We start from the raw sequence: 13,748 nt of genomic DNA on the forward strand, positions 1-13,748 counted from the left end.
ACCGGCTGACGCAAGCATGTCCGGCGACCTGTGGCGGGTCAGCGTCTCTGCCCCCGCTCCGGGCCCGGCCGAGTTGCCGGTCCGCCTCACCGCCCTGGCCGCCGCGCTGGCGGAGGACACCGTGGGGCCGCCGCCGTGACCGGGGCCGGTACGGGCGGGCGGGACCGGGGGTCGGCCACGGTGTGGGCGGTCGTGGTGGCGACCGTGCTGGTGGCGGTGTTCGGCGGGGTGCTCCTGCTCGGGCAGGCCGTGGTCGCCCGGCACCGTGCCGCGGCCGCAGCCGACCTGGCCGCCCTCGCGGCCGCGGCGAGCTGGGCCCACGGCCCGGAGGCCGCCTGTGCCACGGCGGTACGTGTGGCGGTGGCGCAGGGCGCGCGGGTCACCCATTGCGCAGTGGCGGGCGAGGTCGCGGAGGTCACCGCCCGCGCCCCGACCGGCCCCTTCGGACCGGAGCTGCGCGCCCGCGCGGGCCCGCCGCTGCCCGGGGGCCCCGTTGAGGGGCCTCCACGGGGCCGGGTCGCCCCTGTCCGCGGCGGTGCGGGCGTCTGGCCGCGGGCGCCCCGAGCGGCCCGTCCAGAGGGGCCAGGGCGCCGCGGACCGGGGCGATCACCACGGTCTGGGCGGCGCCAAGGGCGATATCCAGCCAATCGCAGGCGCTTGGCATAAAGCCGGAGCCCCCGTCCGGGGCGGGGCCCCGGGCCCCCGTCCGAGGCCAGCCCGGGCCCCCGTCCGAGGCCCCCGAGCCCCGCCCGGGGTCCCGCCCCAGAGGCGGGTCGGTCCGGGTGGTTCGGGCGATCAGGAGGCCGTAGGAGGCCTTCCGGAGGCCTTCTGTGGGCGATCAGGGGCGATCAAAGCGATCACGAGGTGATCAGGGGTTCGCCTGCGGAGCGGGGGTCGGGGATTCCGAGAGGAGGTGGGTGAGGAGGCGGACGGCCCCGCGCTTGTGCAGGGGGTCGTTGCCGTTGCCGCATTTGGGGGACTGGATGCAGGACGGGCAGCCGGCCTCGCACTCGCAGGCGGCGATCGCGTCCCGGGTCGCCGTCAGCCAGGCGCGGGCCGTGTGGAAGGCGCGCTCGGCGAAGCCCGCTCCGCCCGGGTGGCCGTCGTAGACGAAGACCGTCGGGAGGAGGGTGTCGGGATGCAGCGGGACGGAGACCCCGCCGATGTCCCAGCGGTCGCAGGTGGCGAAGAGCGGGAGCAGGCCGATCGACGCGTGCTCTGCGGCGTGCAGGGCGCCGCCGAGGATCTCCGGATTGATCCGGGCCTCGTCGAGCTGGTCCTCGGTGACCGTCCACCACACGGCCCGGGTGCGCAGGGTGCGCGGCGGCAGGTCCAGTTTGGCCTCGCCGAGCACCTCGCCGGTGATCAGCTTGCGGCGCAGGTAGGAGACGACCTGGTTCGTGACCTCCACGGAACCGAAGCAGAGCCTGCCCCGGCCCCAGGCGATCTCCGTCTCGGTCTCCAGGACGGAGATGGCGGTCGTGTCGCGGGCCGTGGTGGAGAACGGCGGGTCGGCCTGCTCGACCAGCGCGACGGAATCCTCCAGGTCCAGGTGCTTCACGAGGTACGTGCGGCCCTGGTGCAGGTGGACCGCCCCGTCGTGGACGGCGGTGTGGGAGGCCTCCTCGTCGACCGTGCCCAGCAGCCGGCCCGTGGCGGCCTCGACGATCTGGACCGGGCGCCCTCCGCCGCCCCGGATGTCGGTGAGGTCCGAGGCCCGTTCCCGGCGGGTCCAGTGCCAGGCCGTGGCCCGGCGGCGCAGCAGTTTCGCCGCTTCGAGCTGGGGGAGGAGGCCGCGTGCCGCCGGGCCGAAGAGGTCGAGGTCGGGCTCCGTGAGCGGCAGCTCGGCCGCGGCCGCGCACAGGTGCGGGGCCAGGACGTACGGGTTGTCGGGATCCAGGACCGTGGCCTCCACCGGCTGCCGGAAGAGGGCCTCGGGGTGGTGGACCAGGTAGGTGTCCAGCGGGTCGTCGCGGGCGATCAGGACCGCCAGCGCGCCCTGGCCCGAGCGTCCGGCCCGGCCGGCCTGCTGCCACAGGGAGGCACGGGTGCCCGGATAGCCGGTGATCAGGACCGCGTCGAGGCCGGAGACGTCCACACCCAGCTCCAGGGCGGTCGTCGCGGCCAGACCGAGCAGGTCCCCGGAGTGCAGGGCCCGCTCCAGGGCCCGGCGCTCCTCGGGCAGGTAGCCGCCGCGGTAGGCCGCGACCCGCCGGGGCAGCGAGCGGTCCACGGCGGCGAGCCGCTCCTGGGCGATCACGGCGATCAGCTCGGCGCCGCGCCGGGAGCGGACGAAGGCGACCGTACGCACGCCCTGGACGACCAGGTCGGTGAGGAGATCGGCGGTCTCGGCGGTGGCCGTACGCCGTACGGGTGCGCCCCGCTCGCCCTTGAGGTCGGTCAGGGGCGGCTCCCACAGGGCGAAGACGACCTCGCCGCGCGGGGAGGCGTCGTCGGAGACCTCCACCACCGGCAGTCCGGTCAGCCGGGACGCGGCGGTCGCCGGGTCGCTCGCGGTGGCGGAGGCCAGCAGGAACACGGGCTCGGAGCCGTAGCGGGCGCACAGCCGGCGCAGCCGCCGCAGGACCTGGGCGACGTGGGAGCCGAAAACGCCACGGTAGGTGTGGCACTCGTCGATGACGACGTAGCGCAGGGCCCGGAGGAACGAGGACCAGCGCGGGTGGGCCGGGAGGATCCCGCGGTGCAGCATGTCGGGGTTGGTGAGGACGTAGTTGGCGTACTGGCGCACCCACTCCCGCTCCTCGAAGGGGGTGTCCCCGTCGTAGACGGCGGGCCGGACGGCGTTGCCGAGGGGGCCGGCCAGTTCCCGTACGGCCCGGCGCTGGTCGGCGGCCAGGGCCTTGGTCGGGGCCAGGTACAGGGCGGTCGCGCCCCGACCGTTGGGTGCCTCGGCCCCGTCGGCGAGGGCCGAGAGCACGGGCGCGAGGTAGGCCAGCGACTTGCCGGAGGCGGTGCCCGTGGCGACGACCACGGACTCCCCGTCGAGGGCGTGCTCGACGGCCGCGGCCTGGTGTTCCCACGGATGGTCGATCCCGGCGGCCTGAATTGCGGCCACGACATCAGTTCGGATGCGATCGGGCCAGACCGCATGACGACCCTCCCGAGGGGGCAAGTGCTCCGTATGGGTGATGCGCGCAGCTCGCGAAGGCCCCCGTGACAGCCGGTCCAGGACCGTGCCGGGGGTGGGTCTGACGTCCTCGGGTGCCGTGGGCGGACCGGGACGGTGAGTGTTGGCCATTGGAACCGAGTGTGTCACCGGCGTGCGGGACAATGGTCCGAAGGCGTCGTGTACGCCTGCCGGTAAGTGATTGAATGCCATCGCGGCAGCCAATCCCTCGCCTACCTTCGGGTGGGGAGGCCCCTGGGGGGCGCCGCTCGATAGCAAGGTGCTGGAGGATCCGTGGACCTGTCCCTGTCGACTCGCACTGTCGGCGACCGTACGGTCGTGGAGGTCGGTGGCGAGATTGATGTGTATACCGCGCCCAAGCTGCGCGAGCAGTTGGTCGAGTTGGTGAATGACGGCAGCTACCACCTGGTTGTCGACATGGAGCGAGTGGACTTCCTCGACTCCACCGGGCTTGGTGTGCTCGTGGGAGGCCTCAAGCGCGTCCGCGCGCACGAGGGCTCGCTGCGTCTGGTCTGCAACCAGGAGCGCATCCTGAAGATCTTCCGAATCACCGGTCTGACCAAGGTGTTTCCGATCCACAACTCGGTGGAAGACGCCGTCAACGCCACGGACTGACGGCGCTCGGCGGCGAAACGGCCGAAGATGGAGCGGGGGGTACCGGGCCACACGCGGTCCGGGCCCCTGTAAGGCACGCCCGTAGTCCGAGGGGGACGCGCATGGCCACCGTTGAACTGCGCTTCAGCGCCCAGCCCGAACACGTCCGGACGGCCCGCCTGGTCGCGGCCGCCGTGGCGCGGCGGGCCGGTGTGGAGGAAGCCGTCCTCGACGAGGTCCGCCTCGCCGTGGGCGAGGCCTGTTCGCGTGCCGTCGGACTGCATCGCACCAACGGCCTGACCGCGCCCGTCCGGGTGGTGCTGACCGAGGAGGAGAAGGTGTTCTCCATCGAGGTCAGCGACGAAGTACCCGGACCGGCCGGCGGTCCGTCTGACGCCGTGCCCGGAATCGACGCCGTCCTGGACCCCGACATCGAGGGCGAGGACGAGATGGGCCTTGCCGTGATCAGCGGTCTGGTCGACGACGTCGACGTCATCAGCGGGGAGGCGGGCGGGACCATTCGGATGAGCTGGCCCGTCTCGGGGAATTCCGCACTGCCGTAACCGGCCCCGGCCGGGCCGCGGCTCGGCTGCCCCACTGCTTCGTGCCCGCCGGGTGGCCCTCGTGGCGCCCGGCGGGTTTTCGTGCTGCCCGGGGGACTGCGTCCCGGCGGCCCGGGCCTTGTGCTGCCCCGGGGGATGGCTCCTGGCGGGTTCTCGTGGTGCCCGGCGGGTTCTCGTCCCGGCCGGGGGGTTTCGCGGGTCCCGGCCGGTTTCCTGCCCCGGTCGGCCTCGGCGGCGGTCGGTTCTCGGAGTCGGGGCGTCCGCCGACGGGGGACCGGGCGGGTGCCGGTAAGGCGTCGAAAGCGCCGAGGGCGTGGGCACCGATGATGTTCCGCCGCGCGTGCCGACGTATCTTCCGATCTTATTCAAGGCCCTGCCGAGCAGGGCCTTTCGCATGCCCGTAGATCCATTGCGTGATCGTTCTCCGGCGGTTTTCCGGATCCCTGATCAAGCGTCAATGCTTTTGCCCCGTTACCGCTTTCGAGGGTAATGGAGTGACCAGATCTATTGGTGAGGAGCAAGTGCGAGCCAATTCCGTTTCCTGCGTACTGTTTTGATCGGGTCGCGCTCCCTACAATCCGTCCACATCTTGAGCTCATCACGTCAAGGAGGACGAATGACGGGGCTCTTCACCCCTATCGCGCCCGGTCGCACCACTGACCTGGCATCCGCAGTACTCACGGATGACAATCGGCTCATCGTGATCGTCATTGCGGCCGTGGCCGTCGCCGCGCTCGTCGTCGCGCAGATCCTGGTCCGCCAGGTCCTCTCCGCCGACGAGGGAACCGACTCGATGAAGGAGATCGCCGCCGCCGTCCAGGAAGGCGCCAACGCCTACCTCGGCCGGCAGCTCCGCACGCTCGGCGTCTTCGCCGTCGTCGTGTTCTTCCTGCTGTTCCTGCTCCCCGCCGACGACTGGACGCAGCGGGCGGGACGTTCCGCCTTCTTCCTCGTCGGCGCCATCTTCTCGGCCGCCACCGGCTACATCGGCATGCGCCTCGCGGTCCGTGCCAACGTCCGCGTCGCCGCCGCCGCGCGCGAGGCCACCCCCGCCGAGGGCGAGCCCGCCAAGGACCTGACCGAGGTATCCCACAAGGCCATGCGGATCGCGTTCCGCACCGGCGGCGTGGTGGGCATGTTCACCGTCGGCCTCGGCCTGCTCGGCGCGTCCTGCGTCGTGCTCGTCTACGCCGCCGACGCGCCCAAGGTCCTGGAGGGCTTCGGCCTCGGCGCCGCGCTCATCGCGATGTTCATGCGTGTCGGAGGCGGCATCTTCACCAAGGCCGCCGACGTCGGCGCCGACCTGGTCGGCAAGGTCGAGCAGGGCATTCCGGAGGACGACCCGCGCAATGCCGCGACCATCGCCGACAATGTGGGCGACAACGTCGGAGACTGCGCGGGAATGGCCGCCGACCTCTTCGAGTCGTACGCCGTCACCCTCGTGGCGGCCCTCATCCTGGGCAAGGCCGCCTTCGGCGACCTGGGCCTGGCCTTCCCGCTGATCGTCCCCGCCATCGGGGTCGTCACCGCGATGATCGGCATCTTCGCGGTCTCCCCGCGGCGTTCCGACCGCAGCGGAATGACCGCCATCAACCGCGGCTTCTTCATCTCCGCCGCGATCTCGCTGGTCCTCGTCGGCATCGCCGTCTACGCGTACCTGCCGGGCACCTACAAGGAGCTCGTCGGAGTCGACGACGCCGCGATCTCCGGGCACTCGGGCGACCCGCGGATCCTGGCCCTGGTCGCCGTCGCCATCGGCATCGTGCTCGCGGCCCTGATCCAGCAGCTCACCGGCTACTTCACCGAGACCAACCGCCGTCCCGTCCGGGACATCGGCAAGTCCTCCCTGACGGGCGCCGCCACGGTCGTGCTCGCCGGCATCTCGGTCGGTCTGGAGTCCGCCGTCTACACGGCGCTGCTCATCGGCCTCGGCGTCTACGGGGCGTTCCTGCTCGGCGGCACCTCGATCATGCTGGCGCTCTTCGCCGTGGCACTGGCCGGCACCGGCCTGCTCACCACCGTCGGGGTCATCGTCGCCATGGACACCTTCGGCCCGGTCTCCGACAACGCCCAGGGCATCGCGGAGATGTCCGGGGACGTCGAGGGCGCCGGCGCGCAGGTGCTGACCGACCTGGACGCGGTGGGCAACACCACCAAGGCCATCACCAAGGGCATCGCCATCGCCACGGCCGTGCTCGCCGCGGCCGCGCTCTTCGGCTCGTACAACGACGCCATCGCGAACGCGGTCAGAGAGGTCGGCGCCAAGACCGCGGGGGAGATGAACCTCAGCCTGGACATCGCGCAGCCCAACAACCTCGTCGGGCTGATCCTGGGCGCGGCCGTCGTGTTCCTGTTCTCCGGCCTCGCCATCAACGCCGTGTCCCGCTCGGCGGGCGCGGTGGTCTACGAGGTGCGCCGCCAGTTCCGGGAGCACCCCGGCATCATGGACTACACCGAGAAGCCCGAGTACGGGCGCGTCGTGGACATCTGCACCAAGGACGCGCTGCGCGAACTCGCCACGCCCGGGTTGCTCGCCGTCCTCACCCCGATCGCGGTCGGGTTCACGCTCGGAGTCGGAGCCCTCGGCTCCTTCCTCGCCGGCGCGATCGGCACCGGCACCCTCATGGCGGTCTTCCTCGCCAACTCCGGTGGCGCGTGGGACAACGCGAAGAAGCTCGTCGAGGACGGGCACCACGGTGGCAAGGGCAGCGCGGCCCACGAGGCCGTCGTCATCGGCGACACCGTCGGCGACCCGTTCAAGGACACCGCCGGTCCCGCCATCAACCCGCTGCTCAAGGTCATGAACCTGGTGGCGCTGCTGATCGCCCCCGCGATCGTGCAGTTCAGCTACGGTGCGGACGCCAGTCCGACGGTACGGGCGATCGTCGCGGTCCTCTCGATCGGGATCATCGTCGGCGCCGTGTACGTCTCCAAGCGCCGCGGCATCGCCGTGGGCGACGACGAGGCGGGCGAGGGCGCGACCGCGGAGCGGGTGGGCCAGCAGGGCGACCCGGCGGCGGTCTCTTCCTGAGACGGCCGTCGCGGGCCTGAACCGGCTCGATCCTGCTCGATCCTGCTCGATCCTGCTCGACCCGGCTCGACTTCGGCTGTACGCCCGAACGGCGGACGGGCGGCGCGGACTGACGCGCCGTCCGTCCGCCTTTGTGTTTCCCGGATGGTGGACGTGTATCTTCCGGGCCGAGAGCCTTCGAAGGGACCAATCCGGTGAACAAGAAGCTTGCGGCCGCGGTATCGGGCGCTGCGGTGCTCATGCTCGTCCTGTCCGGCTGCGGCGGGGACGACGGCGACAAGAAGACCGACGCCTGGGCCAAGAAGGTCTGCGACAGCTGGCAGCCCGAGCTCCAGAAGATCGAGCAGGCGAACGCCGACATCAAGCGGGTGGCGACCGAGAGCAGCAAGCCGGAGGAGGTCCAGGCGACCGACTCGGCGGCCTTCGGGACCATGTCCGAGTCGTACAAGGCGATGGGTGCGGCCCTCACGGCCGCCGGAGTTCCGCCGGTCAAGGACGGGGAGAAGACCCAGGCCGCCGCGGTCATGGGCTTCGAGTCGACGGCGGCGGGCTACACCGCGCTGAAGACGAAGATGGACGCCCTCGACGCCAAGGACCAGGGCAAGTTCGCCGAGGGCCTCAAGGAGGTGGCGGGCGGCCTGGAGGAGGCGACCAAGGGCGGCAAGGAAGCCCTCGACCAGCTCAAGGCGGGCGGGCTCGACAAGTCGATGAACAGTCAGAAGGGCTGCCAGGTGACGACTCCGTCGCCGGCGAAGTCCTAGAGGTCCTCGAGGTCCCGGGACTTCCAGAAGTTCTGCAAGTCCCAGAGGCACGAGAAGTCATGGCGCGCGCCGCCGCCCTGCGGACGCGGCCGCACGGACCGGGGCGGCCGGGATCCTTCGGGACCCGGCCGCCCCGGCGCATGTCCGGGGACGGGCCCAGCCGTACGGAGCTGCGCCCGGTCGGGGCCCGTTGCGGGGTGCGGCCGCGCGGGCGGGAGCTCTCGAAGGCGACGGGTCCCCACGCCGAAGGCCGTGTGGCGCGGGCAATGGCGGCGGCAGCGGCCACAATGGGCGGGTGAGTACCACCAGCCTTCCCCCCGGTCTGCCCACCCGCCTTCCCTCGTCGGCCCGCGCGGCCGAGCTGCGTGCCGCGTTGCTCGCCGCGGGCTTCACCGCCGACGGCCTGCTCGACCTGCTCGGTGCCCCGGCGTACGCCGCGCTGGCCCGCAGCGAGACCGTCCCCGCCCTGCGCGCCACGCGGAGCCGCGGCGACGGGCCGCTCGCGGCCCTGACCCGGCTGTTCCTGCTGCGGCAGCCGGTGCCGTACGTGCACGCCGCGGCCGCCCTTCCCGTCGACGCGGCGCTGGCCGACGGCTGGCTGCGGCGCGAGGGCGACGAGGTGCACGCCACCGTGGACGTGCGCCCGTACGGAGGTCCGGACGGCGAGGACTGGTTCATCGTGTCCGACCTCGGCTGCGCCGTCGGCGGGGCCGGCGGCATCGGCAGCCGCGAGGAGGGGGTCGTCCTCGGTGTCGGCGGCGCCTCCACGACCCTGGCCGGTATCACCATCCGCACGCCGGTCGGTTCTGCCCTCGACGTCGGCACCGGATCCGGGATCCAGGCACTGCACGCCGCCCAGCACGCGACCCGGGTCACGGCGACCGACGTCAACCCGCGGGCCCTGGAATTCACCCGGCTGACGCTGGCGCTCTCGGGGGCCCCCGAGGCGGAACTGCTCGCAGGGTCGCTGTTCGAGCCGGTCGGCGGGGCCACGTACGACCTGATCGTGTCGAATCCGCCCTTCGTGATCTCCCCGGGAGCCCGGCTGACGTACCGGGACGGCGGGATGGGCGGCGACGACCTGTGCCGGACCCTGGTCCAGGAGGCCGGAGCCCGGCTCAACCCGGGCGGATTCGCGCAGTTCCTGGGCAACTGGCAGCACGTCGACGGCGAGGACTGGCACGACCGGGTACGGGCCTGGGTGCCGGGCGGCTGCGATGCCTGGATCGTGCAGCGCGACGTGCAGGACGTGACGCAGTACGCGGAGTTGTGGCTGCGCGACGCGGGCGATCACCGCACCGACCCCGCCGAGTACGAACAGCGGTACGAGGACTGGCTGGACGAGTTCGAATCCCGCAAGACCAAGGCGGTCGGCTTCGGCTGGATCACGCTGCGGCGCAGCGACGCGGCCGAGCCGTCGATCGTGGTCGAGGAGTGGCCGCACTCGGTGGAACAGCCGCTCGGGGAGGCCGTCCTCGACCACTTCGCACGCCAGGACTACCTGCGCGACCACGATGACGCGGCCCTGCTCGCGGGCTATTTCCGGCTGACCGAGGAGGTCGTGCAGGAGCAGGTCGGCGCGCCCGGCGCGGAGGATCCGGAACACGTCGTGCTGCGGCAGAACCGCGGCATGCGGCGCGCCACCAAGGTCGACACGGTCGGGGCCGGCTTCGCCGGGGTGTGTGACGGATCACTGAGCGCGGGGCGGATTCTGGACGCGATCGCCCAGCTGGTGGAGGAGGACCCGGTGGTCCTGCGGGACCGGACGCCCGAGGCGATCCGGATGCTCGTGGAGCAGGGCTTCCTGGAGCCGTTGACCGGGGCGGAAGCGGGAGCGGAACCCGGAGCGGAACCCGGAGCGGGCCCTCCGGGGGAGTAGGGCCGGCGGCCGCCGTGCGCCGGCGCGGCCCGGAGCCACGGCGGGTCCCGGGCGGTCGGAACCGGGATGTAACCCCAGGTTCGCCTGCCGTCCCCCCTCGGCTGAAAGCCTCCGCTCAGCGGGATCCGGGGGGATCCCGGGAGCGGCCCGGGGGATGAGGGGAACGGCATGGAACACGGTCCGGCGATCTTCGCGGCGATCGTGTTCCTGCTGTTCGGGGCCGCTCTGCTGGCTTGGACGGGGGCGCGCGCCCTGCGTGGCGCGCCGGTGGCCGAGGGCGTGCGACCCGTCGTGGCCGTACCGGTGGGACTGCTCGCCGGCGGGGTGTCGCTGGCCCTCGGGGTCTGGTGCCTCGCAGGGCCGTGACGCCGGGGGCTCCGGCTCCCTGAGGCGTAGCTCACGGGAGCGGGGGCTTCGCGTCATCCGTGTTTCGCGGCAGGGGGCCTCCGGGGGCCGGGGCGGTGTCGCCCCTGGCGGTGGTGGGTGCTCCGGTCCGGCGGGGTGGGGCTCGGGGATCGCGGCCGTGGAGTCGGCCGGATGTCGCTCACGTCCGGCGGCGCGCCGGGTTTCCTCCGCTCGTCCGGAATGTGCGCAGGATCGTAAAGAGCGACGTGAAGCGGGGTGCCGGGGCGGGGCCAGACGGCCCTTCGGCCACTCTGCCCGGTGAGTGCGCAGGGCCTGCCGCGGCATCCGGGCGGCAGAAATGGCACTTGTCGGGTTACCGTTCGAGTGGCCGTTGCGGGCTTCTGCCGTTTGACACGGGGGCGGGTTGTACCGTCACACTCCGCAGCGTCGCCGTACTGCGACCGAGTGCCGACCGGAGAGAAGAGCCAAGTTGTCCCCGACTAGCGAGACCGCAAAGGGCGGCCGCCGACTCGTCATCGTCGAGTCCCCTGCCAAGGCGAAGACGATCAAGGGCTACCTCGGCCCGGGATACGTCGTCGAGGCGAGCGTCGGGCACATCCGCGACCTCCCCAGCGGCGCGGCCGAGGTTCCCGACAAGTACACCGGTGAGGTCCGCCGTCTCGGTGTGGACGTCGAGCACGACTTCGCGCCGATCTACGTCGTCAACGCCGATAAGAAGGCCCAGGTCAGGAAGCTCAAGGAGCTGCTGGCCGAGTCCGACGAACTCTTCCTCGCCACCGATGAGGACCGCGAGGGCGAAGCCATCGCGTGGCACCTGCAGGAAGTCCTCAAGCCCAAGGTCCCCGTCCACCGGATGGTCTTCCACGAGATCACCAAGGACGCGATCCGCGACGCCGTCGCCAACCCGCGCGAGCTCAACCAGCGCATGGTCGACGCCCAGGAGACCCGCCGCATCCTCGACCGCCTCTACGGCTACGAGGTCTCGCCGGTCCTGTGGAAGAAGGTCATGCCGAAGCTGTCGGCGGGCCGCGTCCAGTCGGTGGCCACCCGCATGGTGGTCGAGAAGGAGCGCGAGCGCATCGCCTTCCGCTCGGCCGAGTACTGGGACCTGACCGGCACCTTCGCCACCGGCCGCGCCGGTGACGCCTCCGACCCGTCCACGCTGGTCGCCCGCCTGAACACGGTGGACGGCAAGCGCGTGGCGCAGGGCCGCGACTTCGGCTCGACCGGGCAGCTCAAGAGCGAGGTGCTGCACCTCGACGAGGCGAACGCACGGGCGCTGGCCGCCGCGCTGGCCGAGACCTCCTTCGCCGTCCGGTCGGTCGAGTCCAAGCCGTACCGCCGCTCCCCGTACGCCCCGTTCCGTACGACGACGCTCCAGCAGGAGGCCTCGCGCAAGCTCGGCTTCGGTGCGAAGGCGACGATGCAGGTGGCGCAGAAGCTGTACGAGAACGGCTTCATCACCTACATGCGTACCGACTCCACGACCCTGTCCGACACCGCGGTGTCGGCGGCTCGGGCGCAGGTCACGCAGCTCTACGGGGCCGAGTACCTGCCGGAGAAGCCCCGCGTCTACGCGGGCAAGGTCAAGAACGCGCAGGAGGCGCACGAGGCGATCCGCCCCTCGGGTGATCGTTTCCGCACCCCGGCCGAGACCGGTCTGACCGGCGACCAGTTCCGCCTGTACGAGCTCATCTGGAAGCGCACCGTCGCCTCCCAGATGAAGGACGCGGTCGGCAACTCGGTGACCGTGAAGATCGGCGGCCGTTCCGCGGACGGCCGCGACGCCGAGTTCTCGGCATCCGGCAAGACGATCACCTTCCACGGCTTCATGAAGGCCTACGTGGAGGGCGCGGACGACCCGAACGCCGAGCTCGACGACCGTGAGAAGCGCCTCCCGCAGGTCGCCGAGGGCGACGCGCTGTCGGCCGAGGAGATCACGGTCGACGGCCACTCGACCAAGCCGCCGGCCCGCTACACCGAGGCCTCGCTGGTCAAGGAGCTCGAAGAGCGGGAGATCGGCCGCCCGTCGACGTACGCGTCGATCATCGGCACGATCCTGGACCGCGGGTACGTCTTCAAGAAGGGCACGGCGCTCGTGCCGTCCTTCCTGTCGTTCGCTGTGGTCAACCTGCTGGAGACGCACTTCGGGCGGCTCGTCGACTACGACTTCACCGCCAAGATGGAGGACGACCTCGACCGCATCGCGCGGGGCGAGGCCCAGTCCGTGCCGTGGCTGAAGCGCTTCTACTTCGGCGCGGAGGACGCGACCGAGGTCGTGCCGGCCGACGGTGACGCGCTCGGCGGTCTCAAGGAGCTGGTGACCGACCTGGGCGCGATCGACGCCCGGGAGATCTCCTCCTTCCCCGTGGGTGAGGGCATCGTGCTGCGCGTCGGCCGCTACGGGCCGTACGTGGAGCGCGGTGAGAAGGACGCCGAGGGCCACCAGCGCGCGGACGTCCCCGAGGAGCTCGCTCCCGACGAGCTGACGGTCGAGTACGCGGAGGAGCTCTTCGCGAAGCCGAGCGGCGAGTTCGAGCTGGGCAAGGACCCGGTCAGCGGGAACGAGATCGTCGCGAAGGACGGCCGCTACGGGCCGTACGTGACGGAGATCCTGCCCGAGGGCACGCCGAAGACGGGCAAGAACGCGGTGAAGCCGCGGACTGCCTCGCTGTTCCAGTCGATGAGCCTGGACACGGTCACGCTCGAGGACGCGCTGCGTCTGATGTCCCTTCCCCGGGTCGTGGGCGTGGACGCGGAGGGCGCGGAGATCACCGCGCAGAACGGCCGCTACGGCCCGTACCTGAAGAAGGGCACGGACTCGCGGTCGCTGGAGACCGAGGACCAGCTGTTCGCCATCACCCTGGAGCAGGCGCTCGCGATCTACGCGCAGCCGAAGCAGCGGGGGCGCGCGGCCGCGAAGCCGCCGCTGAAGGAGCTGGGGACCGACCCGGTGAGCGAGAAGCCGGTGGTCGTCAAGGACGGCCGGTTCGGCCCGTACGTGACGGACGGCGAGACGAACGCGACGCTGCGGCGGGACGACGACGTCGAGACGATCACGCCGGAGCGGGGCTACGAGCTCCTCGCGGAGAAGCGCGCCAAGGGCCCGGTGAAGAAGACGGCCAAGAAGGCGCCCGCGAAGAAGGCTCCCGCGAAGAAGGCCCCGGCGAAGAAGGCCACGGCGACGAAGACCGCCGCGGCCAAGAAGACGACGGCGGCGAAGAAGACCACGGCCAAGAAGACGGCCGCGAAGAAGACGACGGCCGCGGTTCCGGCGGACGAGTAGTCGAAAAGGGGCAGGGCCCGTGCGGAGCGTGCGCACGTGCCCTGCCCCTTGCGGTCCGCAGAGGCCGGTCCGCGGGGGTGGGTCGGGGGTCACACCGGAGCTTGTCCACAGGGATCCGCA

Annotated in this window: 9 protein-coding genes; 8 read left to right on the forward strand and 1 reads right to left on the reverse strand. The window is 71.8% G+C overall.

What is annotated here, in order from left to right:
• Nucleotides 1-216 precede the first annotated feature (216 nt).
• Nucleotides 217-666 (forward strand): Rv3654c family TadE-like protein, encoded by a 450-nt coding sequence (locus tag ABZY57_RS09875; protein WP_356510107.1) that lies wholly within the window; start codon nucleotides 217-219, stop codon nucleotides 664-666.
• Nucleotides 667-868: 202 nt separating this feature from the next.
• On the opposite strand, the gene ABZY57_RS09880 is transcribed toward ABZY57_RS09875, so the two are convergent.
• On the reverse strand, nucleotides 869-3,340 hold the full coding sequence (locus ABZY57_RS09880) for a DEAD/DEAH box helicase (protein WP_356509993.1): 2,472 nt from the start codon (nucleotides 3,338-3,340) through the stop codon (nucleotides 869-871).
• Nucleotides 3,341-3,421: 81 nt separating this feature from the next.
• Here ABZY57_RS09880 and bldG point away from each other — a divergent pair, with 81 nt between their 5' ends.
• From bldG to topA, 7 genes are all read left to right on the forward strand, one after another.
• Nucleotides 3,422-3,763, forward strand: a complete 342-nt coding sequence (bldG, locus tag ABZY57_RS09885) for an anti-sigma factor antagonist BldG (RefSeq protein ID WP_243339893.1) — start codon at nucleotides 3,422-3,424, stop codon at nucleotides 3,761-3,763.
• 101 nt (nucleotides 3,764-3,864) lie between these two features.
• The gene (locus ABZY57_RS09890; protein ID WP_356509996.1) at nucleotides 3,865-4,305 is read left to right on the forward strand and encodes an ATP-binding protein; all 441 of its coding nucleotides are present in this window, start codon (nucleotides 3,865-3,867) and stop codon (nucleotides 4,303-4,305) included.
• 616 nt (nucleotides 4,306-4,921) lie between these two features.
• Nucleotides 4,922-7,336: a sodium-translocating pyrophosphatase gene (locus ABZY57_RS09895; RefSeq protein WP_356509998.1), complete on the forward strand. Its 2,415-nt coding sequence runs from the start codon at nucleotides 4,922-4,924 to the stop codon at nucleotides 7,334-7,336.
• Nucleotides 7,337-7,530: 194 nt separating this feature from the next.
• Nucleotides 7,531-8,097 (forward strand): small secreted protein, encoded by a 567-nt coding sequence (locus ABZY57_RS09900; protein ID WP_356510000.1) that lies wholly within the window; start codon nucleotides 7,531-7,533, stop codon nucleotides 8,095-8,097.
• A gap of 295 nt (nucleotides 8,098-8,392) precedes the next feature.
• On the forward strand, nucleotides 8,393-9,976 hold the full coding sequence (locus ABZY57_RS09905) for a class I SAM-dependent methyltransferase (protein WP_356510002.1): 1,584 nt from the start codon (nucleotides 8,393-8,395) through the stop codon (nucleotides 9,974-9,976).
• Between the two features lie 168 nt (nucleotides 9,977-10,144).
• On the forward strand, nucleotides 10,145-10,342 hold the full coding sequence (locus tag ABZY57_RS09910) for a hypothetical protein (protein ID WP_356510004.1): 198 nt from the start codon (nucleotides 10,145-10,147) through the stop codon (nucleotides 10,340-10,342).
• A 469-nt stretch (nucleotides 10,343-10,811) separates the two neighbouring features.
• Nucleotides 10,812-13,628 carry a type I DNA topoisomerase gene (gene topA / locus ABZY57_RS09915; RefSeq protein ID WP_356510006.1) on the forward strand — a complete coding sequence of 939 codons (2,817 nt, stop codon included), beginning with the start codon at nucleotides 10,812-10,814 and terminating at the stop codon, nucleotides 13,626-13,628.
• Nucleotides 13,629-13,748 lie beyond the last annotated feature (120 nt).

Origin of the sequence: Streptomyces sp. NPDC006450 (genome assembly GCF_040612195.1) — a bacterium.
In the GTDB taxonomy this organism is placed as follows: domain Bacteria; phylum Actinomycetota; class Actinomycetes; order Streptomycetales; family Streptomycetaceae; genus Streptomyces.

Coding starts and splice junctions, on each gene's coding strand:
- ABZY57_RS09880 (WP_356509993.1), bottom strand. CDS start 3,340: ATGGCATTCAATCACTTACCGGCAGGCGTACACGACGCCTTCGGACCA.
- ABZY57_RS09890 (WP_356509996.1), top strand. CDS start 3,865: ATGGCCACCGTTGAACTGCGCTTCAGCGCCCAGCCCGAACACGTCCGG.
- ABZY57_RS09895 (WP_356509998.1), top strand. CDS start 4,922: ATGACGGGGCTCTTCACCCCTATCGCGCCCGGTCGCACCACTGACCTG.
- ABZY57_RS09910 (WP_356510004.1), top strand. CDS start 10,145: ATGGAACACGGTCCGGCGATCTTCGCGGCGATCGTGTTCCTGCTGTTC.